The organism is Nostoc sp. EspVER01 (assembly GCF_034530635.1).
In the GTDB taxonomy this organism is placed as follows: Bacteria; Cyanobacteriota; Cyanobacteriia; order Cyanobacteriales; family Nostocaceae; genus Nostoc.
Map to the genome: position 1 here is coordinate 72973 of NZ_JAVRCS010000007.1, position 24082 is coordinate 97054.

Sequence of the window (24082 nt, forward strand, 5' to 3'; positions counted from 1 at the left end):
TAAAATTCTTTTGTTAATGAGCTATTTGAGCAATATTGTTTGTTAATTATGGATATACTGGCGATTTATCGATGCCGCCAACATGATTTAAAGGCCAGAAGCGAACTACAGCACGTCCAATAATATTCTGGCGGGGGACAACACCCCAGCAGCGACTATCATAACTACTGTTACGATTATCACCCAGTACTAAATATGAATCGGCTGGTATAGTCTGGGGTTTGGCCAAAAAAGGTGGCTGTGGCCCTGATTGGCAAACATCAATAACCGTAGTCTGCCCAGAACCGAGGTAATTGGCTTCTGGGAGAGGTTTGTTGTTGATATAGACTTTGCCATCCTTAAGTTGTATTTTTTCTCCAGGTAAGGCAATTATACGTTTAATAAAAGCATCTTGATATTGTTCTTTTTGCAGCTCTTTCGTCGGGGAAAATACTACTATGTCTCCCCGCTGCGGATCGGCAAATTTATACTTCAACTTATCGACAATAATTTTGTCTGCCTCCCACTGGTTTGGTGTACCATGCAAAGTCGGTTCCATTGAACCAGAAGGAATCCAGCGTGCTTCAGCAACAAAGGTACGAATTCCTAGAGCTAGAACAATGCTCAATACAATTGTTCTACCTAGCTCTGCGATCCAAGAATTATCAGGTTGTTGACTAGAGTTGTTATCAGACACTTGATTATGCATGAAATTACTTAACTTAACGAAAGATGTAGGTAATTAACTCACCTAGTGAGACTTTATCTGTTGATCTTAACGGGAAAATTTGAATTTCCTAGTTATGTTTGCATCTTGACTACCAATTTGAGATTGTGGATTGGGAAGGAGGCAGGGGGCAGTGTTTCGACTACGCGGCAGTTGAGCGTAGTTGAAACTCAACAACCAAACAGGGGGTAGGAGGTTTGAATTTAGATCAGGCTTCTATAGACCTCTTACAAAAGTCCCTAACACCCCACCCCCAACCCCTCCCCGTAAACGGGGAGGGGAGACAAAGCGTAGCTTTGGCGGGGTGGGGTTCTTTCTTATTTTTGATTTATGCAAGAGGTCTTATATAAGACGCTCTCGCGTTCACCCCTATCTAATTCCAGTCCACCAAATCGGAGATTTTGTGGGGGACTTAAACTCCTGCTGCCTCTCTTGTTAAAAATAAACTTTTTTTTAAGGCGCGGCAAAAATTGGTTACTCCGATCGCGAATAAGTTTAACCTAAAAGCATGGTTCTCTGTAATACATAGCTCGCTGTTTAAACTTGGTTATCCCTATGTCATCTCCAAAAATGTTACTGATTCGCCGCGCTCGCATAATCTTACCCAATGGTGAACTGATGGTTGGAGATGTGTTGACGCGCGATCGCCAAATAGTCGAAGTTGCGCCAGAAATCTCCCAAACAGCACTAGCCACTGAGATTGACGCAGAAGGCTTAACTTTGTTGCCAGGAGTTATCGATCCGCAGGTGCATTTCCGCGAACCTGGACTAGAACACAAAGAAGATTTATTCACCGCCAGTTGTGCCTGTGCTAAAGGGGGAGTCACTTCTTTTTTAGAAATGCCCAATACGCGCCCCCTAACTACGACACAACAGGCTTTAGACGACAAGCTAGAACGGGCCTCACACAAATCCTTAGTTAATTATGGCTTTTTTATTGGGGCGACAGCAGAGAATTTACCAGATTTGCTTTTAGCAAAGCCAACACCGGGAATTAAGATTTTCATGGGGTCGATGCATGGTCAGTTGTTGATTGATGGTGAAACAGCATTGGAGGCGATATTTGCTAAAGGCGATCGCTTAATTGCCGTTCATGCTGAAGACCAAGCTAGAATCAACCAACGCCGCCAAGAATTTGCCAACATTCACGATCCAGCCGTTCACTCGCAAATTCAAGATAATCAAGCGGCGTTGCTGGCAACCCAACTAGCATTAAAACTTTCTCAAAAATATCAACGTCGTCTGCATATTCTCCACATGTCAACTGCCGAAGAAGCAGATTTGCTGCGTCAGGAGAAACCGACTTGGGTGACAGCAGAGGTGACACCACAGCATTTGTTATTAAATACTAGTGCTTATGAAACAATTGGCACATTAGCACAGATGAATCCACCTTTGCGATCGCCCCACGATAACGAAGTTCTCTGGCAAGCTTTGCGCGATGGCGTGATTGATTTCATTGCCACAGATCACGCGCCACACACCTTAGAAGAAAAAGCTCAAGAATATCCCAATAGCCCTTCAGGAATGCCTGGGGTAGAAACTTCCCTCGCTTTGATGTTAACTGCGGCGATGGAGGGCAAGTGTACCGTTGCTCAAGTTGTGAACTGGATGTCTAAAGCTGTAGCTGTGGCTTATGGTATTCCTAATAAGGGAGCGATCGCCCCTGGTTACGATGCCGATTTGGTGCTTGTAGATTTAAATACATACCGCCCAGTCCAGCGTGAGGAACTTTTAACCAAATGCCATTGGAGTCCCTTTGAAGGCTGGAACCTGACTGGCTGGGCTAAAACCACCATTGTCGGCGGTGAAATAGTTTATGACAAAGGCCAGGTAAATACGCAAGTGCGGGGTCAAGCTTTAACTTTCTTGTAGCAAATATTTATTTAACCTTACTAAAACCCTGAATTTACAGCAACTACATAAGATATATTCCTCCCCAACCTTCATGCCAGATTGTGCAGGTGGGGTATTTCTGTACCTCACAACGTAGAAATTTGCTGGATTTCTAAGTGTTTCAAGTTAAATCATCACAAAGATGCGATAAATCGCCGTCTCTACGAAAGATTGACTATTGTAGAGACGGCGATTTATCGCGTCTCTTGCCTTAACCGAACAGTGTTGAGGGAGGCGGAGCCTCTAGGACGGAATTTCCAGTCGGAGACTGGGAATGAAACAATATCTAAAAGCTGCTTCTAAGATGGCTTTCACGTTAAGTTAACACCAATCCTAGGCATACCCCCTCTACGCAAAAGCAAGCTATACGTAGTGTCTCGTAGAGAAGGCACTTCATTAAAAAAAACTTAGGTATTCTTCCAGTCGGATAAGTCGGATAAGTCGGATAAGAGTAAACAAGCTAATGGAACCGTATTGTGATTCATCTCATGATGCTTGTCCACAGAAAAATAATCAAAGAGAATTGCTTATGTCCTTCAGAATTTTGGCTTTAGACGGTGGCGGTATTCGTGGAGTTGTTGCAGCACGAATACTTCAACAAGTAGAACAAGAAATTAGAAATCAGGGAAAAGGAGAGTTTTTACACGAATATTTTGACATGGTTGCTGGTACTTCTACTGGTTCAATATTAGCAGGAGGAATTGCTCTCGGAAATGAGAGCGATGAACTCATTAGAATGTATAAAAATAGAGGTAAAGATATATTCCCTCTGGAGATCAAAGAGCGCTACAAAAACTTTCCGTCCATCATCAAATCAATTATTGAGGTATTTTCTCCATCTAAATATTCTCATGATGGAATTACTAGCGTACTCAAAGATGCCTATAAATCCACAAGAATCAAGGATATCGAAAAACCCATTCTTTTGATTCTTGCTTACGATACGCTATATCGCAACACCACCTTTTTTACAAATTGTCATCCCGATTTAGGAGACAGATGGTACGATGACTGCTATTTATGGGAAATATGTACCGCTTCTGCCTCAGCGCCTACTTTTTTTCCACCATATAAATTAGAACCTGTAGATAAACAAAAATTTGGTGACTGGGAATTTCCACACATTGATGGAGGAGTTTCTGCTAATAACCCTGCTCTTGCAGCTTTGAGTTTAGTGATGAGGATTAGTCAGTCTTCAGTATCTCCAGAAATCAAGCAACAATATAAACTAGATAATCTGCGATTGGAAGATATTTCTATTCTTTCTATTGGCACAGGTCAAACTGGTCAACCATATCAATATAAGCAAATCAGCAAATGGAGAGGCTTAGACTGGATCAAAAATCTTACTAACATATTCATGGAACCTACATCTGAGATTGATAGTACGATTTGCCGACAAATTATGGGTGGATATGAGTCTAAACGTTACTTACGTCTTCAGTTTGACTTAAATGAGACATTTAAACCTAAGCCAAAAGAGACTTATAAAGATCCTCGCATTGTCTTACCTCCAGAAGAGCGGAAAAATAAATTTACAGGGGAAAAAGTCACTGAAGAAATAGATAATACTAATTCCGAGATTCTTCAGCAGTTAATAGATACTACCTCTGCATTCATCGATCAGGGTCTTACGTATTACACAAGAGACGATTCCGGTTCTCCGATAAAAAAGGCGATCGCATCTTTTATTAAAGATAACTAGCGAACTGTGTCATTATTTACAACTGTCTACAATTGGATGGGTATTCAAACCCCAACCAATTGATTTTTACATGCCGTTCAAGACTTTTTCTGGCTCGTTGCATCAGCTTAGATAATCAAGGAGCGATGCCTACGGTGGTCACTGAGCCTTGCCGTTCGCGGAGCGTCTCGTAGAGAAGTGCGGTAAACTACGCACGTAAGCTCTAGCAATAACTGCCTTCTTTGATAAATTCTAGAAATTGTATTTAATTTACTAATTAAAATTTGCTTTTCTGATAAAGTTTAGTCAAGTCAAGCTTTACCTCTTCTTTGTACTACTACTATCACATCGTAATAATACCTAAGTTTTTTAATTAGTAATTAACGAGGAGAAGATATAAAAAATCTTTTAGCAACAAAATAGAATGTGTAATTCAATACATTTTTCTCAGCCCTGTTTTGTGTTGTTGCCGCAGTATTTCCCGAATGTTTTCCATGAGAACTGAGGCAGAGAAAATAATATGTTTTTAGACATTTTAGCTAGCCTACAACGGTTATTTGTTGGTTATATTCCAGCAGTTGTATTGGGTAGTTTTATCGGATATTTTATCGGGATAAATAGCATGGTTTATCAGCTATTTCGGCTGATATTTCAGATACCTCATAGTATCCCTCCTATCGCTTTGCTACCTATTGCCCTAATCGCGTTTCAAGAGAGCGACTCGGCTGCTATTGTAGTAGTTTTTCTGGGGACTCTTTGGACGATGATTATTAATACAGCAATAGGGATGCGGCATTTCAAGAGACAGAATAATAACTTTCGAGTAGCTATTTTTCATATATTTCATGCGTTGAAAGTTAGTATTTGGGTAGCCTGGTTTATCGTTATTGCCACAGAAATGTTAACAGGCCCAAGAGGACTTGGCTTCACCCTCTGGGATGCTTATAAAGCTGGCAATACTGATTACATAATCCAGGAAATCTTATACATCGGTATTATTGGCTTTTTGCTGGATCAGTTACTAGATTTCGCAGCCTATCTTCTCTCGCAAATGGTTTCAGATGGGAAAAAATCTTCTTAAACTTTATCGAACAGTATTCAGGAGTCAGGAGTCAGAATTCAGAATGAATTGTGTACGACACTTCGACAGGCTCAGTGCATCGCTGGCGGGTAGCGCAGCTTCTTGATTCTGAATTTTTCTTTTCTAGTACAACACGGTGGAAATAAACCACCCATTCCAAATCAATGAAATGCTAATGCTGTATTCATTTTTAATTTTTAATTTTTAATTTTTAATTCCGCCTTGCGGATTGCACCCTGCCAGCTAATAGTTTGCTTGGCAGAACGTATTCCTAAAGAACGAGTTGCTACGACTTCAATATCAACGTTGACACCAGGGCGTAAAGCTTCGTCAGGAATTTTGAGCTTGCCCAAAGCTAGAGTAAAACGGTTGTAGTCACGAGTCACAAGTTCGGTGGGAATATCCCCTTCAAATTCAGTTTTGTAGCCAGAAAAACCATGCGAGCTATCTTGGGCGCGGAATTTGACGCGAAACTGAGTATTAATGGCATCAGACTTGGCTGCCAAATCGACTATTTTTAAATTGAGATTTTGTCCGGCATCGGCAAATTCTGCCACAGCCAACCGAGTGACATCTTTTTTGGGAATGGCATGGTTAACGGTAAATGTTGTTAAGTTAGCCTCACTTTTGCTGTTACCTTCAACCCATAATTCCTCAGAAAAAGTAATTTCTACTTGTTTATTATCAGTTAAATTTAGTGTTACAGCTTGATTGCCAAAGCTGGTAATGGGTTGTCTTTCTTGCCAAACTATTTGAAAAGCCTCTTCTAGACGCTGTTCAAACTCTCGATAATCATCGGCGATCGCAGAACCAGGCGCAAGTAGAGAAGCTGCGCCTATGCGTTGATTCCACTTATTCTTGGAGAGTTTGAACTGTTTGTTTATCAGTTCCGAAATTGCTAGCTGCACAGTTGGAGTATCAGCTGCCAAAGGTTCCTTGCTATTGACAATACTCAAAGTTCCTAAGCGCCCTTGGCTACCATCACTACCATCGCTGCCATCTCGCCCATCGCTACCATCGCTACATCGATAAACCTTTTCAGTACACTTATAATCAGGGCTACCAGGAGTTCCCTCGCAGGTTTTTACTTCCCATCTGCGTCTGTGACAGTTACAACCCTCCGTACCGTTGCCACCTCTACCGCCGCGCCCGCCTTCCCCACCAGTTGCCCGGACAGAAATATTCCGTAATTCTGCCAAATTGTTGTAATACACTGTGAGGGAACCACCATTTCCCCCATCTCCTCCTTTGCCACCATTACCACCGTTACCACCATCTGGTGCATTTATATCATGGCTGACGCGATTGCCGCGTTGGGAACCACAGTCAGGTTGATAACCATCTTCACCGTCTTCCCCGTCTTCACCATCTTTACCCGACAAGTCAAGATTTACAGGTGAACCATTGACAACTCTATTTTGGTTTTCACCGCTGCTACCGTCCCTACCCGATCGCCCATCGGTTCCTGTGCGTCCATCTCTGCCATAATCTCTGGCTAATTTATAGTATTCGTCAGAGGCAACGGCTGGACATAAAACTGAACCAGAGGCAGGCAAAAAGCTAGTAAATAAGCAGAATGTCAGCAGTAGTGGCAGCTTACTCCTAAAACCATTGTGCATCTAGTTACACCTAAAACTTTAGTTGAATTATCTAATCCTGACCGAAGAATTACTAATTCGTAATTCGTAATTCGTAATTAATAAATTCTGGATATAGCGGTTCTCCGTTAAGTGAGGTACAAGAACCCCACCCCCAACCCCCTCCCCGCTCTTCGAGAGGCAGGGTGGTTTCATACGAAAAAAGAAAAATACATAAGTCTTGATTCTTCATGTATAACCATAGATTTTGACCCCACTTCCATTCCTCTCCCCGTTGGCGTCAGCCTGCCGTTAGGCAAGCGGAGAGAGGCTTTGAAATCCAGTTTTAGTTTTTCTCTCGTTGTATGAAACCACCCTGCTCCCCGCTCTTCGAGCTACGGTGTACACACAAGTCTATATCTTTCTTTATTAATGAATCTCGCACTGTGTTTTGATCCCGCCTCGGAATGAATTCCGAGTCTCATAGCCCAAGTCCACTGAAAGTGGACTGAATTAATTATTTAGTCCACTTTCAGTGGAGTTTCGCTATCAGCCCAGAACTTCAGTTCTGGGCGGGATATGGGTGGGCGTGACAGTTTCACTGTAGAGGATTTTTCGACTTGTGTGTACACCGTAGGCTCTTCGAGAGGGGACTAGAATGTACCTTTTATGATTAGGAAACGCTATACAAGCCCCTTAATTTATTAATGGAAAAAAACAATTTTTTCCGCATTTTAGCCCCCGGCTTCAGCCGTGGGGTAAATAATTACGAATTACGAATTATAAATTACGAATTATTTTGACACACTTATGAAAAAGGATTAGCTTCTGTTACCACTTCTGGCAGTGGAATAAACTCTGTTTCATCTGGCACGCTCGCAAAACGAGAGTCGCGCCAATCAGCTTTAGCTTGCTCTATTCGCTCTGGTCGGCTAGAGACAAAATTCCACCATTTGTAGCGTGTACCTAACGGCTCACCGCCAATAACAATACATCGAGCAGCATCTGTAGCAGAAACCTCAACTCGATCGCCTGACTCTAGAATAGCGAGACGATATTGCTCCATCGGTTCATCATTAATCCTCAACCCCTCGGTAACACTATATACTGCCCTTTGTGAATAATCTGTAGGGATAGTAAAGTGGGTGTTAGCAGACAACACTGCATCTAAATAGAGAATAGGTGAGAGAACTTTTACAGGTGAGGTATAGCCAAATGCTTGCCCAGCAATAAGTTTGATGATAACGCCATTCTCTTCCCAAGTGGGAAGGATTTCAGCCGGATAGTGAATGAACGTTGGCTCTGTTTCTTCGTGTTCAACAGGCAAGGCGATCCAGGTTTGAATGCCATGAATAGTAGTTTCTTGGTGACGGTCAAAGTCAGGTGAGCGTTCTGAATGGACAATCCCCTTTCCCGCCGTCATCCAGTTGACTGCACCTGGTTGGATTTCCTGCACAGTACCCAAACTATCGCGATGCATCAAAGCACCATCAAATAAATAAGTTACGGTTGCCAGATTGATATGAGGATGCGGTCGGACATCGATGCCTTGATTGGGGGGCATAACGGATGGGCCAAGATGATCGAAAAAGATAAACGGCCCAACCGTTTGGCGATTAGGATATGGCAAACTGCGGCGGGCAGAAAAACCACCCAGATTTTTAACTTCGGGTTCAATCAGTTGAAGAATTGCCATAAATAATCGCAGGTGATTAGTAAATGCTGTAATTATTATAAGTATATTTACTTGAAAATAAGCTAATCTGGATGAGTTATCTGTTTATTTTGGAGAGTTTATGCCAGTGCGATCGCTTATTCTTCGATCGTTTTTTACTATTAAATATTAAACACAGCCCCCGTTAGTATTGTTTCTCAACCAGAGAGTCTTTTGACAAGTGCGATCGCTCACGTTTAACTTTCTTAAACTTCTGATCAAATTTCAGTTTCCTACTGTTAAGGAAATTAATTGCAACCAATTAGCTCAATTACTATTAGATTCTGCAAAGCCTCGTCCATTAGTACTAGATGCACGAAGTCAGACTGAGTATGCAGTCAGTCATCTTGAAACAGCAGTACGCATAGATCCTCTCACAGAGGACTTAACAGCAGTTACAACAGTTTCCCAAAATAGACCAATTGTTGTTTACTGTGCTGTTGGCTACCGAAGCGCAAAATTAGCCCAAAAACTTGATAAAGCCGGGATTAAGTGCATTTATAACTTGAGTGGTGGAATTTTTCAGTGGGCAAACCAAGGCAGGCCAATCTTTCAAAATGGGCATCCGACAAAGGTTGTACATCCTTACAATGCAATCTGGGGAAAATTACTAAAAGCTACTTACCATGCTCACGAGTGTTGACCTTTGGACTAAGAGCTTGTCAACATTCAGCAAGTAGAATAAAAGCAACGATAAAACTACTTATGCTGCATGTCTCAAGTTTCGATTGTCATTCCTACTTTAAACGAAGCAGTTAGCTTAGAGCGGACATTGCGCCAATTGACTTTACTTAATCCGCCTGCTTTTGAAGTGATAGTAGTAGATGGTGGCAGCGATGATGAGACAGTGGCAGTTGCAAAGCAATGCTTTGGGTCATTCAATCAATCGCTAGGCGTACAAGTTCTTTCATCTAAACAGCGTGGGCGTTCTATTCAGATGAATTATGGAGCATCGGCTGCAACTGGAGATATTCTTTGCTTTCTTCATGCAGATACTTGGGTGCCGGATGACTTAATCACTGTAATCGAGCAAACCCTAGTAGAGCCAACCATTGCTTGTGGGGGGTTCATTTCTCTGATGAGTGGATCTCAAACGACTCGCTGGGGCATCTCTCTACATAATTATCTAAAAACCTACTACGCACCACTGCTATTTAAGCCTCACCTGTTTTTTCGAGGATTGCGCCTGTTGTTCGGAGATCAGGTAATGTTTTGTCGTCGCACTGACTTTTGGGATTGCAATGGATTTGACGAGGCATTACCGATTATGGAAGATGGAGATTTATGCCTGAAATTGGTTAAAAAAGGACGCATTTATCTGGTGAACCGCATTGTTCACTCTTCAGATCGCCGTGTAGCAAAATGGGGTAGCTGGAAAGCAAACGCAATCTACCTTTACATCGGTTTTTTGTGGGGAATTGGCGTTGATGCAAATTATCTCAAACAATTTTATCAAGATATTCGCTGATTCAGGCTCCAATCATAGTAGAGATAGGAAATCGGCGTTGAAGCATTTATTGGCAAGTCTGTTTCTAGGTAAGAGCGGATATATTCTGGAATAGAGGATTTGACCTTAAGAAAATCTTGACGATACCATTTAAAGATTTTGCTACAGTAGAGCGTTTTACTAACTGAGTCATAACGGACTTTTTCAGAATTGTTAATGAAGCGACGGGTATCTTCATCTAACTGCTGAGTAACTTGTTGAGGAAAATAAGCTCCAGCACGCAGTAACGGGCAACCAACCGAAGCGCAGACTATTGCAAAATGAATTCGTGGCTCCTGCAATTGATTCCGCAGAATCTGGTTTTCTATTTGGGCTAAACTGTAATGCTTGTCAAATATATAATAAGCACGACGTTGGAAGAACCACAAAAAAGCCAACCAGTTGGGAATGCCTAAGATTCGCGGACGAATTGACTCAAGCGGGTATCTTTCTAAAATTGTCGAAATGGTGAACGCATTGTAAAGGTTGATCCACAATGCCAATTGCTCAGAAGTGTTGCTATTAGATGTAAAAGCCAGATTTTTTTGACTCGACAACCAATTAGCTAGCGCTTGAGGTTGCTCAGTTTTCCAAGCAATATAGTTTACACGACCCTGGCGATCGACATACTGACGCAACAACCTGTCCCAAGGTTCAAAATCTATCATTATTGCTGTGTTTATATGTTGGCCGTAGCTAAGGGAATTCTTTGCTTTCGCGATCGCAACGTAGAGTTGAATTTGTACAAGTATTTATTTAACGAATTATAACAATACCATCTTTGGCAACTTGAAATCAGCGATACACTGAGGAAAATTCCTTGAGGAAGCGTTGATGGCACGGTCAAACGGGGTTATAAGTGAAACGTCTGTAGAGGAATTGCCTACAGTTTCAGACAAAAATACGATTGCAATTGAAAATCCGCCTGAGCCAGTGGAGGATGCCCAAGATATTGACGATATATTGAACTCACTAAAAACCTTACTGAGTTCTTTAGAAAAGCTCCAAAAAGTCCGCCAGGAAGTGGGCGATATCAAACCGTTGATTGGGCGGATGCTTGATGGAGAACTAGTTGCTGGTGAAGAACTTGAGCAACTCAAGACAGGTGTGAGCAGTCTTTCTCGCCTTGTTCGTGCTTATAATGACCATCAAGTAGCGTTGGCCAAAGCACAACCTGCTAGAAACTTGCTAGATCAAGTACTGAAAGAACGTAAAGCTAATTGAGTTGAGACTGGGGATTAGGGAAGAAATTTTTTGGATTTTGGTTGGAGTTCTAATCTCTAATTTAACAAGCGATCGCACTTTTTTGAGAGAATGCGATCGCTTCCACGTCAAGACGACGCTCTCCACGTTCATACTTTGATACATAAGATTGTGGAAGCTCTAGCTTTGCTGACAACTCTGTTTGAGTGAGCTTTGCAGCTTTCCGCGCTTCTATAAGTAACTGGCGAAACCGATTGTAATCTTCGCTGAAAACTGATTTAGGCACTTTAGCTTGCCTTTTTCTGGCGATGGTTTATTCGATCTCGATGAGAGTTATTACATATTGCGGGGTTGCATATTTGCGGGATGATTTTACTATTTTTGTGGGGTGGGCATCCTGCCCGCCCGGAAATACAAGGGACGGGCAAGATGCCCATCCCACAAGAATCATCCCTTAATTCAGCAACGCCCATATTGCTAAACTCAGTTAAATTCTAAAACCTAATATAGGATAAACCCAAAATAGGTTTTTAACAGTTATCCTGAAACCAGGAAGCACGTAGGCGTTAGCGTAGCCTCTCCAAGAGTTGTCCTTGGTAGACAAATTCCCCAAGCTTGTAAATATGAAGTCGCTACATATCTAAATCTGTGGTTTCATTTGAAGGATATCAAATTTTGCAAGATATCTATTTATGATGATGAATGTTGCACCTGCCATTGTAATACTAGGTCAAAATAGCGTGACAGTAGCACGCAAGATAATCAGCGTCTTACCAGGGGCAACATTATACGGTTTAGAGGGTCGCACATCGGAAGTTGATGTCAGCTTTACAAATTTTGGCGAGACGCTACGCGAGTTATTTATGCAGGGAAGGCCGCTGATTGGCATTTGTGCCGCCGGCATTTTAATTAGGACGTTAGCTCCGGTAATCTCGGATAAACGACAGGAACCACCAGTGCTAGCTGTGGCTGAAGATGGTAGTGCTGTTGTCCCTCTCTTGGGCGGACTTGGTGGAGTCAACGATTTAGCGCGTCGCATTGCCGAAGCCCTGGATGTCAAACCTGCAATTACGACCACAGGCGATTTACGTTTGGGCACAACGCTGTTATCTCCTCCTCCTGGATACCATTTAGCCAACCCAGATGATGCGAAGAAATTTATTTCAGATTTGCTAGCTGGGGCGCAAGTTAATCTCGAAGGAATAGCACCTTGGTTGAGCGATAGTAAATTACCGATAGATCCCAAGGGAGATTTGACCATCCAAGTTACAGAACGTTTGGTAACTCCTACAGCCAACTGCCTTGTTTACCACCCAGCAACGATCGCGATCGCAATTAGTGGCATGATTGATGATGCAGTTGCTTTAGTACAACAGCTACTAGCTGATGCCAAACTAGAAAAAACATCAGTCGCCGGGATATTTGCACCCATCACCGCCGCAGCCGATCCCGCAATCTACGCCGTAGCTAGCGCCTTGAAAGTGCCCACCCGCTTTTTTACCTCAAATCAGCTAGAAAGCTTACTTTCACAAGGTTATAGCCCCGCCCAAGCCGCAGCGATCGCCGCCACAGGCACATCTCCCTTATCTCTCTCATCTCCCCACATTGCGATCGCTATTGCCCCTCAAGTAATTGACCCTAACACCATCGGTCAGCCACGCGGACGGTTGGCGATTATTGGCACTGGCCCTGGTGGTTCGCTGTGGATGTCTCCAGAAGTGAAGGAGATACTCAAGTCGGCAACTGACCTAGTGGGTTATAAAACTTATTTAGATTTAGTTGGTTCTCTGGCTGATGGCAAGCAACGGCATGAATCTGACAACCGCGAAGAAGAAGCACGAGCAAAGATGGCCCTAGATTTGGCTGCATCTGGACGATATGTAGCTGTAGTTTCATCTGGCGACCCAGGCATCTATGCAATGGCAACAGCGGTTTTTGAGGTGTGCGATCGCTATGCTAAACCAGAATGGGACAGTATCGACATTCATGTGGCCCCAGGCATCTCTGCAATGCAGGCAGCAGCAGCAGCCATTGGTGCGCCCCTTGGGCATGACTTCTGTGCTATTTCTCTCTCTGACATCTTGAAACCTTGGTCTGCGATCGCCCAACGAATTGCGGCTGCTGCTGAGGCTGATTTCGTCATTGCTTTTTACAATCCTGTTTCCAAAGAGCGTACTTGGCAACTGGCAGAAGCAAGAAATATTTTGCTGCAACATCGAACACCAGATACACCAGTAGTATTGGCCCGAAATCTCGGTCGCCCAGGACAAACAGTAAAAGCGATCGCACTTGAGCAGTTAACGCCAGCAAGCGCTGATATGCGGACAATTATTCTTGTTGGTTCCACAAAAACCCGAACTATCAAACGCCGCGATGGTAATATCTGGGTTTATACGCCGCGTCGCTATACTCAACAATAGGCGCGATCGGCGCTGTCAGCCAAGAGGCTAAAAACTGTCTGACCATCGCCCAATTAGCTGGCGAAAAACCGCCAGTATGAATACAGTTATCTTCATTTAAAGTTACATCCTTGACCCAATGAAGTTGATTTTCGATTGACCAATGGTCACGAATAACCACCCATCCTTCCTGATGACTATAAACTGAAACGATACTCACAAAGTTTTGATAGGATTTATTTCCCCCGGTTTTTATTATTAGCTTAGACATTGTACTATTAACAACTTTCAAGTAATCATGTTTTATTTTCAAACCATAGGATTGTTAGGATACCTATTGCATAAGCAATAATATCTTTCCAATCAAATATACTTCCTAATGCAACGGCCAAAATCTTATATTTTTGCAATCCTAAATTATTTACAAAATTAAAATATTGAAGAAGCTCGATAGTACAAGAAAAAGCAAAAACTGATAAAGCGACTAGAGATGAATGTATATTCCAAAAAGCTTTGATAAAGCAATAAATTAGTATAACTACTAAAACGTCACCGATAAAAGGGCGAATGAAACTATCATTGACAAAAACAGCAATACATACTTCTATGAAAAAGAGTATAAGTGTGAGATAGAAATATTTTTTGTTGAAGATAAACATGGCAATCAATAGCGTTCAAAAAATTCCTGCTTTGACTATCAACTTCTTTAATTTTTGATAGACTCTGTTGAAAATTATATTATTACTGAGTAGGTTTCCAGTAGAGGCAATGTCTGTGAGTCGGCAAGCTCTATCTCAACGCCTTGCGAGCTTGCCCGCGCACTCTTGCAAAACCCACAACTACAACTATTGCTTGCTTGGTTGAGCATCAACGCTCGCTCTATGGGCTTGGTAAAAGCCGTGCGTCAGCGACACCGACGCACTGCTGCTATGTCACTTAACATTTGGACATTTGCCTTAACTTGACACCAATGGCATCTTGCCCACCCCACAATATTGGATAATTTATTTCTTGGAGTTCCCTAATTAACCAAAGTTGCAATCTTAAGTTGCCGAACATCACCTTTCCAAGCTGTCTCCAATTCAGCTTTGACAAGTTGAGCGGCCTCATCTTTGCCTAGTGCCTGCAAACTTGCCTGCAAGCCAAATAGAGAACGTCCATTATGGGGATATTTTTTTAAATCGGCACGAAAGACTTTCTCAGCTTCTCTATAGTCACCCTTAGCCAAAAGCACAGCACCCAAAGATTCTCGCGTCGGAAAGTACCAGTCTGGTGGTTCTACGTAATTTAGGGCATCTTCTGCTACTACCGCTTTTTCTAGCAATTGGATGGCAGATTCATAATCATGCTTTTCTCTAGCAATTTTGGCGTCTAGAACTTTTGAGGCAATGTCTAAAATATTACTTGCAGGACTGAATCCAATAGTTGCCTCGGTGGAAATTCCCTGTTTGGCAGCCAGTAAGGCCCGACTTTCACTTGCTGCATCTTCAAGTTTGCCTGTGGCTGCACTTGCCATACCGCGAGCAAAATGCCAAAGTGCTGAGGTAGTGGGCAATTTAGCTTCGGGAGCAGGAGTTTTTAAGATGGCATCCCAATCACTAAAGCGTGTTTGAATCAGCATTTTGCTGCCGAGGAATCCCTCAAGCATTGGTACATAAGGGTCAATTGCAGTAACATTTGCAACTAATTTTTCTGCGGATTTCAGAGCATCTTCATATCTTCCTGCCATGCTACTAGCCACCATGAGGAAATGTACGTTGTGGTTGTAATACATCATGGGGTAAGTGCCCTGGACTTGATATTTTTTGATGTAAATATCATCTTGAGCGATCGCCTGCTTGTTTGCCTGCATTGCCCCTTCATAATCTCCCACACGAAAATAAATATGACTTGGCATGTGTACCAAGTGTCCCGCTGCTGGTGCTAGAGTTCCGAGTCGGTTAGCACTGACAAGGGCCTGTTCTGGAGAAGGTGAGGCTTCTACTGCATGGATATAGTAATGATTAGCTCCTGCATGATTCGGGTTACGTTTGAGAACTGATTCTAAAATAGCCACAATTTCTTCTGTATCTGGCTGTGGCTGACCATCTTTAGTCCAGTGCTGCCAAGGATGCAGATCCATCAGGCTTTCAGCGTAAAGTGTCGCTGCATCCAAATCATCAGGATAGCGCTTGACTAGGTTTCCCATTGCTTTGGCGTAATCTACCGCTAGTTGATACAAATCAGCATCGGTATCTTGAGAGTAACGTTTTGCTAAGGCGGTAATGTAGTCTCGTTCTTGGGTGGAAGCTTGGGTAGAAACGGCCAAAGCTTGCTGTACCGCTTGGTAAGCAGCTAATTCCCGATTGGGGTCTATTGGCGAGTTAATGTTAGGCCCCAAGGCTAAAGCAACACCCCAATATGCGATCGCTAAATGCGGATCGAGTTTGGCAGCGTATTGAAAAGAACGCAACGCCTCATCATGATTGAAAGCGTAAATTAAATTTAATCCCTGATCGAAAAACTTTTGGGCTTGGGGATTAGAAGTAGAAACTGGATGGTGGATTGTGCCAAGTCCAGATATTAAGTAGTATGGCTGTTTTACTTCAGTGTAGACGTGTTGGTGTAGGTTCTCGTCGAGAAGCGACTTGTTGTCAGACATCGCCGCGCTAGGAGCGACTAAAGAGAATATAAGCACCCAAACTATAAATAAGTACATCATGATTATTTTTCTTCAAGCTCTTTTTGAATATTCAATTGCCAGAGAGACTGGAAACGAGGAAAGTCCTATCAAACAAGGTTTTTAAGACTTTTGTGTACATCGGTAGCCCATCGTGAGAGGGGAGTTAGATATTCAATTTCCCTTCCCCCAAGGAAGAAGGGGTTAGGGGATGAGGGCGTGAGGGATTTGCAAAACGCCTGTCCGATATAGTTTTTGGCTTAAGTTGACACCAATGGTATGTAGTGTACTCGACTTAGATAAAGAGTGCTGTATTTACCATATCCAGTGGTAATAAGCCAAATTGCAGTTTATTATGATCGCTGTCTACCTGAAGTAATAAATAATTTTGTCTGAAGATAGAACAATAAAATGAGCCTTTCGCTCTTTTGGATATTACTTAAATTTCCAAAGATGAATTTCAAGGTTAAATAACTATGTACAATGGAGAAAAATATTTGTCATAAAAACATCGTCAGATAGAAGAATTAAAAGTTTTCTAGAAGTAATCTATAAACATTACAGCGCTTTTCAAACACGAGAAAAGCAATCAACCAACATACTTTAGGAACAAGAAATATGAGTATCGAAGATAAAGCAAAAGCTTTTGCTAAAAACGTCGAAGGAAAAGTACAAGAGGCAATTGGCGAAGTAACTGGCGATCCTAAAGATAAAGCTGAAGGTAAAGCTAAACAAGCTGAAGCCCAAGTCCGTCATACCGCTGAGAATATTAAAGATGAAGTTAAAAAGACTTTAGAATAGTACAGCGCAATCGAGGTTTTACTCACTGTAACAAGTTGCTCAAGTAAGTAGATTTTGGCGGTAATGTAATAGGTGAAACTTTATTTAGGAAGAAGGTTTAAGTTAAATAATTATTTACTGAACCTTCTCCCTTTATTAACTCTATTTTTTGCCTAAGATTTTCAGGGATTTTGATAATAGCGATCGCAAAACATTTTCTCAATCTATTACTGATTTTTCCAAAGGTGCTAATTCATAATTAATATTCTATTTACCTATCTTTTAACACACATCCCAACATTACAAGATAACTCTACTGATTCTATTGTACTAACAGCGTTATTAGGGTAATAATTTTTTGTCTGCCTACTTTTAGTTTTCGTCAGCTAAAGGTAGACGGATAGTAAATGTGCTACCCTTGCCTGGTTCAGATGTCACATCGATTGTGCCTTGATGTGCTTCGATAATACAGCGAGAAAGATATAGTCCCAAGCCACTACCAGAACGTTGGTGTTTCCCTTGACGAAATCGCTCGAATAATATTGCCTGATCTGGTTTAGAAATTCCTGGCCCTGTATCTCGGATATCAATATTCACAGCTACCGGAGTCAGATAGCAGTGAATATCTACAGAACCTTTATCTGTAAATTTGATAGCATTGCCGATGAGATTTGTCAAAACTCGCCGCAGTTCTAAGCGATCGCCCATAATGGTGCTTGCAGTTTCACCTCGATCGATGTTTACAGCTAATCCTTTTTCTTCAGCTAAAGGAGTTAATTCTTGGGAAACTTCACTCACTAATTCCTGAATATTGCAGGGAGAAATTTTTAAGGTTTTACAGCCCGCTTCATGACGATAAACTTCTAACAAGGTATTTACCATTTCCAGCAGGTCTTGATTGCTGCCAATCATGGTATCAATTATCTCTTGCAATTGTGGCGAAACATCGCAAAACCTGCCTTCCAGCAATAATTTTAATACGCGGTTGGAGGCTACTAAGGGTATACGTAAATCGTGAGTAAAACGCGAGACAAAATCTGCCCGGAGATTCGCCATCTGATCTCGTTCGTCGATACTATGCTTGAGGCGCAGGAGCGATCGCACCCTTGCATGTAGTTCATCAGGATCGAATGGTTTGCGAATGAAGTCATCTGCACCAGCGTCTAGTCCTTCAACAACGCTAGACTCATAGTGAGCCGTGAGCAGCAGAATCGGGATAAATGGCAACGCCTGATTCTGTCGGATGCGTCGAGTAAATTCATAGCCATCTAGCTCTGGCATCATCACATCTAAGAGAATTATGTCTGGCGGTGACTCTTCAACCATAGCCAGAGCAATCTTACTATCTTCTACCAAGCTAATTTCATAGTCCTCATCTTCTAGGACAGCTTCTAAGACGAGTAGATTGTCAAAAACATCATCGACAACGAGAATTTTATCTTTTTTGACAGTTTTAGGTAAAGACATGGCTTAAATAAAAAAGAAGTGCTTGGCTATCCCTAGCAAATCTAGTAATAGCTTACTTCACCAGTGCTGAGATTATTAAGGATTAACATTTTCTTTTAGAGTTTCCTGAGTTAAATACCTTTTGTCTACGTAATTAGACTGACTTCCTCTTGGGATTATGTGCTATTTATTTGACAAAATATTCTTTTTACAAGTATATTAGCCGCCTAAATTATCCAATTAATATGAGTGCCTGGGTGGTAGAGTGAATTATTTTAGTCGCTTTTATGTGCATAAGACCGCTCAAAGCAAGAATAATTACTTAATAATCACCTACTTTTACTTGCTACCAGATTGTTCATGAAAAATTGTTTAGCATAAAACATCGAGCGTTAGATTAATGTATAAAAATATTTTTTGATTGAATTATATTGTCATATCGAAACTCTTGCCTTAGAAAAGCTTACGAGATAAGGTTATCTATGTCTAATGGTAGATGAACTTCAGGGAATAATGCCAAACGCATTGCTTTTTGTATAAGATCCCGAATAGAAGAACGAGATTATTTTAATCTGTACTTTAGATAAATAACAGTAAAGTTAAGCACTATGAGCGAAATCAAGATCCTTGTGATTGAAGATCACAACCTGACAAGAATCGGCTTGCGGTCTGCCTTACAAACTCAGCCAGAGTTCAACATTGTTGGTGAAGCAGCCAATGCAGCGGATGGTATCAAGCTTCTGAAAACTCTCAAGCCGGATGTTGCTACTATTGACATTGGTTTGCCTGACATGGATGGTATTGAGCTAACACGCACATTTAGGCAACATCAGGCAGAGAATGAAGACTACACAACAAAGCTGCTAATTTTAACGATGCAAAATAGCGAACAAGCAGTTTTAGCAGCATTTGCAGCAGGTGCAGATTCTTATTGCATGAAGGATATAGAAACAGAGAAACTAATAGAGGCTGTGCAAACGACTTATGCAGGTAGCTCATGGATCGATCCAGCGATCGCAGACCTTGTACTACAACAAATACGTCAAGATTTCCCCGATGGCAACAGAGGCGCATCTGGAAAAAGAGTCTTGATTGAAGGTATTGACGCAGATACTGAGAAAAGTATAGTCAGCTATCCTTTAACTCACAGAGAGATGGATGTTTTAGAGTTGATTGTCGCTGGCTGTGACAATGCAGAAATTGCCAAAAGGCTCTATTTAACAGTAGGTACTGTCAAAACTCATGTTCGAGGTATTCTTAATAAACTCTGTGTTGCTGACCGGACACAGGCTGCTGTCCGTGCTTTGCGGGCTGGATTAGTACCCTAAGCAACTAAAAATCTTTCTTCCCCAGTCCCGTTCGGCTACGCTACTTCGACTGCGCTCAGTACAAGTCACGGCAAGCCCAGTCGCCATTTTCCAGTCAATTGTCTTTGAGTCAAAGCGGTTAACTGGGACAAATATTTATGGTTAACTAGGATAAATACTTATGAAGAAATTGTTACAAGGTTTAGTACAATGACATCATCCCAAATAAGTATTTTTTCTCATATACATGATAGCGGATCAATTTCCCTGGCTTACCGCAATTGTCTTGCTGCCACTCATTGCTTCCCTGCTTATCCCTGTGCTGCCTGATAAAGATGGTAAGCGCGTTCGATGGTATGCATTAGGTATAGGTATTGCAGACTTTGCCTTGATGTGTTATGCCTTTTGGAAACATTATGATGCCAGCAGTGCTAGTTTTCAAATGGTGGAAAGTTATGCCTGGATGCCTCAGTTGGGTCTTAACTGGGCGGTATCAGTCGATGGACTATCAGCGCCACTTGTGCTGCTAGCAGGATTTGTCACCACACTCTCGATGTTTTCGGCTTGGCAAGTTGATCACCGCCCTCGCCTCTTCTATTTTTTGATGCTGGTGCTGTATTCTGCACAAGTAGGGGTGTTCGTTGCCAAAGACTTGCTGCTATTTTTCATTATGTGGGAAGTAGAGCTAATCCCCGTCTACCTACTAGTCTGCATTTGGGGTGGACAAAAGCGTCGTTATGCAGCTATGAAATTTTTGTTGTATACCGCAGCTGCTTCTATATTTATTTTAGTGGCAGCCCTGGCAATGGGGTTATATGGCGGCGGTGATATGACATTTGACATCACTGCCCTCGCCAGAAAAGAATATCCTCTTGGTCTACAACTGCTACTTTATGCAGGATTGTTGATTGCATTTGGTGTCAAGCTTGCTGTTTTCCCCATGCATACTTGGTTGCCTGATGCCCACGGCGAAGCATCCTCTCCTGTATCAATGATATTAGCTGGTGTGTTGCTGAAGATGGGCGGATATGGACTGATTCGCCTGAATCTGGAACTACTTCCCGATGCACACATTTATTTTGCGCCAGTTCTAGCGATTCTCGGTGTTGTCAACATTATCTATGGTGCATTAAACTCCTTTGCTCAGACCAATATGAAGCGGCGTTTAGCTTATTCGTCGATTTCTCACATGGGGTTTGTACTGCTGGGGATTGCGTCCTTCACTGATTTGGGAATCAACGGCGCGATGTTGCAGATGATTTCACACGGTTTAATTGCATCAGTGCTGTTTTTCTTAGCAGGTGTTACTTACGATCGCACCCACACAATGGTAATGAAAGATATGGGCGGTATTGGTCAAGCCATGCCCAAAGTCTTTGCCCTGTTTACCATCGGCGCGATGGCATCCTTGGCACTTCCTGGTATGAGCGGCTTTGCTGGCGAACTCTCGGTATTTGTTGGGATGACAAGCAGTGACGTTTACAGTTCGACTTTCTGCACCGTAACAGTTTTTCTCGCCGCAGTTGGAGTTATTCTCACACCGATTTATCTACTTTCTATGCTGCGAGAGGTGTTTTATGGTAAAGACGCAGCACTACTATGCGACATTAATAATGCAGGTTTGGAAAATCAAGAAGATGAGGGAACAGTTTGTTTTGGTACAGACTGTCTCGTGCCAGAAGATGCAGTCTACGAGGATGCTAGACCCCGTGAGGTATTTATCGCCGCCTGTTTTCTGCTAATGATTATTGGTATTGGTTTCTATCCTAAGATGGCGATGCAGATGTACGATGTGAAGACCGTTGCAATCAATGCTAATCTTCGCCAGTCTTATGCCATAGTCTCGCAAAGCAATCCCCAGATTTATGCTAAGAGACTCTTGGTTCCGCAAATTTCCGAGGTTGAGACAGCGCCCGTTTTGGGAACTTTGAAGTAAGCTTTTTGACCACTAAGCTTGTCGAAAAGAGCGATGCCTACAACTAAGTACTACCCGTCTATAGCAGTCCTAAATCATTCGTGAACAATAAGATCCCCGACTTCTTTGAGAAGTCGGGGATCTTAGTCTATCGATTTTCACAACTCATTTAGGATCACTATATGCGTTTTTATTAGGTTAAAAAACTAGCCTCAAAGTGATACCAATACATGGGATGCTAGTTGATGATTAGTGAGTTTTACCAATGTCTGTTGTTTCTACCGTTACTGTTACCGTTCCCGCCACAACTGCGAATTTGGGGCCAGGTTTTGATTGCATTGGTGCAGCTTTAAAGCTGTACAACGAGTTTAAATTCACTCGCCTGGAAGAAGGTGGGTTAAGTATTCATGTCACTGGTACAGAAGCTGAACGAGTCCAAACTGATGAAAGCAATCTTCTCTATCAAGCGTTTGTCAAATTCTATCAACACATAGAGCAGACACCGCCGACTGTAAAAATAGAAATTAAGTTAGGTGTACCGTTGGCGCGGGGTTTGGGTAGTTCGGCGACAGCAATTGTTGGTGGGTTGGTTGCGGCTAATCAACTAGAAGGTGCAACTCTGTCTCAGTCGCAGGTGATGGAGTTAGCGATCGCAATGGAAGGACATCCTGATAATGTAGTTCCAGCTTTGTTGGGAGGATGTCGTCTTGCTGCTACCAGTGGCGCAGGTTGGGAAATTTGTGATGTTCCCTGGCATAAAGATGTTGTGCCAGTTGTGGCTATTCCTAATTTTGAACTTTCTACTTCCGAGGCGCGGGGCGTTCTGCCAACTGAGGTGAGTCGTGCTGATGCGATTTTCAATACGGCACATTTGGGCTTATTGTTGCGTGGCTTAGAAACTGGTAACGGACAATGGTTAAAGACAGCTTTACAAGATAAGTTGCATCAGCCCTATCGCAAAGCCTTGATTCCTGGTTATGATGCTGTCAACATCGCAGCAGTTAGTGCTGGTGCTTATGGTATGGTGATTAGTGGTGCGGGGCCGACACTGTTAGCTTTGGCGGATAAGTTACACTCAAAGGCTGTGGAGGCGGCGATGTTAGCTGCTTGGCAAGAAGAAGGAATTACAGCCGAGGTGCGATCGCTTTCTCTCGATACCCAAGGCGCAAAAAGCTTTTAATATTTTACTCAGCACTTAAAACTCGATTTATGGAGCAAACTCAGGCTGAAATAGCGGCGCTTAACTCTCAAATTCAGATTCTTTTAGAAGAACGCGCTGCACTTACTAAAAAAAATAATGTCATCTCTGGCGAGAATGATTCACCCCAGGCGATGGTAGAAGCTTACCGCCGTCAAGCCAGAGAAAATGCCCAATTATCAGTTGAACTCCAAGGCATAGATGCAGCGATCGCAGCCTTGGAAGGCAAGATAAAACAAAAACAAGGTAAGTTAGTGCGATCGCAAGTTGCATCAAAAGAACTTATGCAACAGCAGCAGCTAGAGGAAGCGAAAGAAGTGGCTCAGGTTCATGCTGAACGCATTAATCAACTAGCAAGTGAACTAGCCGCAGAAGTCCGTTTTCTTAAGGCTTGTGCCAATCAACTGAGTCCAATGTATTGGCAGATTTATTACAAGCCCTTTATTACTGGCTTTAAGACAATCTCCGTTCCCTATGTCCGCTCTGATGGGGAAGTATGGACAATTGTCAACCGGATTGTTTAATGTTTTAGCCTTTGCGTTTGTAGCAATATATTGACTTCTCTCTTTTTAGGCTATCCATTACCCGAATCTTTCTCAACAAAAATATAACTTACTTAAAACAAGTTATCCACTCAAATTCTCCAGTTTGTGGTTAGCGATCGCCTAGAAAATTTTCGTCATTTACATTCTTCTGCTTTTGTCAAATATCTACAGATCGCCTTGTTCTACAATCCTGTTCCTGACTTATTTACAGCAATCTTAATAAAAATTTGACTCATACATAGCAACTTTGAGAAAGGGATTTAGGCTCGAAACCCAAAGATATTTATTCCAAAACGGGATGCTCCCTCATGCTCAAAGATAAATGCTGGCTTTCCTCACAAGTTCCTCAAATTGTTTTGCTATATATATAAATATAGGGCGAAAACCTTTAAGAGATTTAAAATTCAAAAGTCGCTAAACATAGTTGAGGGATTAGTCATTTTTGACAATCCAGCATCTGGAAACCCGAAACCGTAAAGACCAATT

At 42.2% G+C, this 24082-nt stretch carries 21 protein-coding genes; 12 read left to right on the top strand and 9 right to left on the bottom strand.

Annotation, left to right across the window (positions count from 1 at the left end; genetic code table 11):
* Positions 1–46 precede the first annotated feature (46 nt).
* The gene (gene lepB / locus RMX69_RS08350; RefSeq protein ID WP_289796525.1) at positions 47–688 is read right to left on the bottom strand and encodes a signal peptidase I; all 642 of its coding nucleotides are present in this window, start codon (positions 686–688) and stop codon (positions 47–49) included.
* 573 nt (positions 689–1261) lie between these two features.
* Here lepB and RMX69_RS08355 point away from each other — a divergent pair.
* From RMX69_RS08355 to RMX69_RS08365, 3 genes are all read left to right on the top strand, one after another.
* Positions 1262–2581: a dihydroorotase gene (locus RMX69_RS08355; protein WP_322637147.1), complete on the top strand. Its 1320-nt coding sequence runs from the start codon at positions 1262–1264 to the stop codon at positions 2579–2581.
* A gap of 550 nt (positions 2582–3131) precedes the next feature.
* On the top strand, positions 3132–4307 hold the full coding sequence (locus tag RMX69_RS08360; protein WP_322637148.1) for a patatin-like phospholipase family protein: 1176 nt from the start codon (positions 3132–3134) through the stop codon (positions 4305–4307).
* Positions 4308–4806: 499 nt separating this feature from the next.
* Positions 4807–5367, top strand: coding sequence for a nitrate transporter (locus tag RMX69_RS08365; protein WP_322637149.1), 561 nt, complete (start codon positions 4807–4809; stop codon positions 5365–5367).
* Positions 5368–5564: 197 nt separating this feature from the next.
* Here RMX69_RS08365 and RMX69_RS08370 read toward each other — a convergent pair whose 3' ends face one another.
* Positions 5565–6986 (bottom strand): collagen-like protein, encoded by a 1422-nt coding sequence (locus RMX69_RS08370; protein WP_322637150.1) that lies wholly within the window; start codon positions 6984–6986, stop codon positions 5565–5567.
* Positions 6987–7752: 766 nt separating this feature from the next.
* Entirely contained in the window at positions 7753–8640 is an 888-nt protein-coding gene (locus tag RMX69_RS08375; RefSeq protein ID WP_322637151.1) for a pirin family protein, read from the bottom strand.
* Positions 8641–8839: 199 nt separating this feature from the next.
* Between RMX69_RS08375 and RMX69_RS08380 the strand changes: the two genes are divergently transcribed.
* On the top strand, positions 8840–9301 hold the full coding sequence (locus RMX69_RS08380) for a rhodanese-like domain-containing protein (RefSeq protein ID WP_322637152.1): 462 nt from the start codon (positions 8840–8842) through the stop codon (positions 9299–9301).
* A gap of 69 nt (positions 9302–9370) precedes the next feature.
* Positions 9371–10126: a TIGR04283 family arsenosugar biosynthesis glycosyltransferase gene (locus RMX69_RS08385; protein WP_322637153.1), complete on the top strand. Its 756-nt coding sequence runs from the start codon at positions 9371–9373 to the stop codon at positions 10124–10126.
* Here the strand turns inward: RMX69_RS08385 and RMX69_RS08390 are convergent.
* Complete coding sequence (locus RMX69_RS08390) at positions 10111–10812, bottom strand: DUF547 domain-containing protein (protein WP_322637154.1); 702 nt, start codon at positions 10810–10812, stop codon at positions 10111–10113. The genes RMX69_RS08385 and RMX69_RS08390 overlap by 16 nt on opposite strands.
* 166 nt (positions 10813–10978) lie before the next feature.
* On the opposite strand from RMX69_RS08390, the gene RMX69_RS08395 reads away from it, so the two are divergent.
* Positions 10979–11368: a hypothetical protein gene (locus tag RMX69_RS08395; protein ID WP_322637155.1), complete on the top strand. Its 390-nt coding sequence runs from the start codon at positions 10979–10981 to the stop codon at positions 11366–11368.
* Positions 11369–11429: 61 nt separating this feature from the next.
* On the opposite strand, the gene RMX69_RS08400 is transcribed toward RMX69_RS08395, so the two are convergent.
* Entirely contained in the window at positions 11430–11633 is a 204-nt protein-coding gene (locus tag RMX69_RS08400) for a helix-turn-helix transcriptional regulator (RefSeq protein WP_322637156.1), read from the bottom strand.
* 409 nt (positions 11634–12042) lie between these two features.
* Between RMX69_RS08400 and cobJ the strand changes: the two genes are divergently transcribed.
* Positions 12043–13767 (top strand): precorrin-3B C(17)-methyltransferase, encoded by a 1725-nt coding sequence (gene cobJ / locus RMX69_RS08405; protein WP_409878031.1) that lies wholly within the window; start codon positions 12043–12045, stop codon positions 13765–13767.
* Here cobJ and RMX69_RS08410 read toward each other — a convergent pair.
* The 3 genes from RMX69_RS08410 to RMX69_RS08420 form a co-directional block, all read right to left on the bottom strand.
* A complete protein-coding gene (locus RMX69_RS08410; protein ID WP_289796538.1) occupies positions 13709–14017 on the bottom strand; it encodes a hypothetical protein in 309 nt (102 codons plus the stop codon). The genes cobJ and RMX69_RS08410 overlap by 59 nt on opposite strands.
* Positions 14018–14042: 25 nt before the next feature.
* Positions 14043–14405 carry a DUF2809 domain-containing protein gene (locus tag RMX69_RS08415; RefSeq protein WP_289799960.1) on the bottom strand — a complete coding sequence of 121 codons (363 nt, stop codon included), beginning with the start codon at positions 14403–14405 and terminating at the stop codon, positions 14043–14045.
* A gap of 362 nt (positions 14406–14767) precedes the next feature.
* The gene (locus RMX69_RS08420) at positions 14768–16447 is read right to left on the bottom strand and encodes a tetratricopeptide repeat protein (protein ID WP_289796539.1); all 1680 of its coding nucleotides are present in this window, start codon (positions 16445–16447) and stop codon (positions 14768–14770) included.
* 576 nt (positions 16448–17023) lie between these two features.
* On the opposite strand from RMX69_RS08420, the gene RMX69_RS08425 reads away from it, so the two are divergent.
* Positions 17024–17206, top strand: coding sequence for a CsbD family protein (locus tag RMX69_RS08425; RefSeq protein WP_289796540.1), 183 nt, complete (start codon positions 17024–17026; stop codon positions 17204–17206).
* A gap of 351 nt (positions 17207–17557) precedes the next feature.
* Here the strand turns inward: RMX69_RS08425 and RMX69_RS08430 are convergent, their stop codons facing one another.
* Positions 17558–18652: a hybrid sensor histidine kinase/response regulator gene (locus tag RMX69_RS08430; protein ID WP_289796541.1), complete on the bottom strand. Its 1095-nt coding sequence runs from the start codon at positions 18650–18652 to the stop codon at positions 17558–17560.
* Positions 18653–19239: 587 nt separating this feature from the next.
* Here RMX69_RS08430 and RMX69_RS08435 point away from each other — a divergent pair.
* The 4 genes from RMX69_RS08435 (at position 19240) to RMX69_RS08450 (ending at position 23575) form a co-directional block, all read left to right on the top strand.
* Complete coding sequence (locus RMX69_RS08435) at positions 19240–19959, top strand: response regulator (protein ID WP_289796542.1); 720 nt, start codon at positions 19240–19242, stop codon at positions 19957–19959.
* Between the two features lie 226 nt (positions 19960–20185).
* Complete coding sequence (locus RMX69_RS08440) at positions 20186–21874, top strand: NAD(P)H-quinone oxidoreductase subunit 4 (RefSeq protein WP_322637158.1); 1689 nt, start codon at positions 20186–20188, stop codon at positions 21872–21874.
* A gap of 244 nt (positions 21875–22118) precedes the next feature.
* Entirely contained in the window at positions 22119–23033 is a 915-nt protein-coding gene (gene thrB, locus RMX69_RS08445) for a homoserine kinase (RefSeq protein WP_322637159.1), read from the top strand.
* 29 nt (positions 23034–23062) lie between these two features.
* The gene (locus RMX69_RS08450) at positions 23063–23575 is read left to right on the top strand and encodes a hypothetical protein (RefSeq protein ID WP_322637160.1); all 513 of its coding nucleotides are present in this window, start codon (positions 23063–23065) and stop codon (positions 23573–23575) included.
* Positions 23576–24082 lie beyond the last annotated feature (507 nt).

Excerpts from the sequence above, each read along its gene's own strand:
- lepB (WP_289796525.1), bottom strand. The coding sequence starts at position 688 with ATGCATAATCAAGTGTCTGATAACAACTCTAGTCAACAACCTGATAAT.
- RMX69_RS08355 (WP_322637147.1), top strand. The coding sequence starts at position 1,262 with ATGTCATCTCCAAAAATGTTACTGATTCGCCGCGCTCGCATAATCTTA.
- RMX69_RS08360 (WP_322637148.1), top strand. The coding sequence starts at position 3,132 with ATGTCCTTCAGAATTTTGGCTTTAGACGGTGGCGGTATTCGTGGAGTT.
- RMX69_RS08365 (WP_322637149.1), top strand. The coding sequence starts at position 4,807 with ATGTTTTTAGACATTTTAGCTAGCCTACAACGGTTATTTGTTGGTTAT.
- RMX69_RS08370 (WP_322637150.1), bottom strand. The coding sequence starts at position 6,986 with ATGCACAATGGTTTTAGGAGTAAGCTGCCACTACTGCTGACATTCTGC.
- RMX69_RS08375 (WP_322637151.1), bottom strand. The coding sequence starts at position 8,640 with ATGGCAATTCTTCAACTGATTGAACCCGAAGTTAAAAATCTGGGTGGT.
- RMX69_RS08385 (WP_322637153.1), top strand. The coding sequence starts at position 9,371 with ATGTCTCAAGTTTCGATTGTCATTCCTACTTTAAACGAAGCAGTTAGC.
- RMX69_RS08390 (WP_322637154.1), bottom strand. The coding sequence starts at position 10,812 with ATGATAGATTTTGAACCTTGGGACAGGTTGTTGCGTCAGTATGTCGAT.
- RMX69_RS08395 (WP_322637155.1), top strand. The coding sequence starts at position 10,979 with ATGGCACGGTCAAACGGGGTTATAAGTGAAACGTCTGTAGAGGAATTG.
- cobJ (WP_409878031.1), top strand. The coding sequence starts at position 12,043 with ATGATGAATGTTGCACCTGCCATTGTAATACTAGGTCAAAATAGCGTG.
- RMX69_RS08410 (WP_289796538.1), bottom strand. The coding sequence starts at position 14,017 with ATGTCTAAGCTAATAATAAAAACCGGGGGAAATAAATCCTATCAAAAC.
- RMX69_RS08415 (WP_289799960.1), bottom strand. The coding sequence starts at position 14,405 with ATGTTTATCTTCAACAAAAAATATTTCTATCTCACACTTATACTCTTT.
- RMX69_RS08420 (WP_289796539.1), bottom strand. The coding sequence starts at position 16,447 with ATGATGTACTTATTTATAGTTTGGGTGCTTATATTCTCTTTAGTCGCT.
- RMX69_RS08425 (WP_289796540.1), top strand. The coding sequence starts at position 17,024 with ATGAGTATCGAAGATAAAGCAAAAGCTTTTGCTAAAAACGTCGAAGGA.
- RMX69_RS08430 (WP_289796541.1), bottom strand. The coding sequence starts at position 18,652 with ATGTCTTTACCTAAAACTGTCAAAAAAGATAAAATTCTCGTTGTCGAT.
- RMX69_RS08435 (WP_289796542.1), top strand. The coding sequence starts at position 19,240 with ATGAGCGAAATCAAGATCCTTGTGATTGAAGATCACAACCTGACAAGA.
- RMX69_RS08440 (WP_322637158.1), top strand. The coding sequence starts at position 20,186 with ATGATAGCGGATCAATTTCCCTGGCTTACCGCAATTGTCTTGCTGCCA.
- thrB (WP_322637159.1), top strand. The coding sequence starts at position 22,119 with ATGTCTGTTGTTTCTACCGTTACTGTTACCGTTCCCGCCACAACTGCG.
- RMX69_RS08450 (WP_322637160.1), top strand. The coding sequence starts at position 23,063 with ATGGAGCAAACTCAGGCTGAAATAGCGGCGCTTAACTCTCAAATTCAG.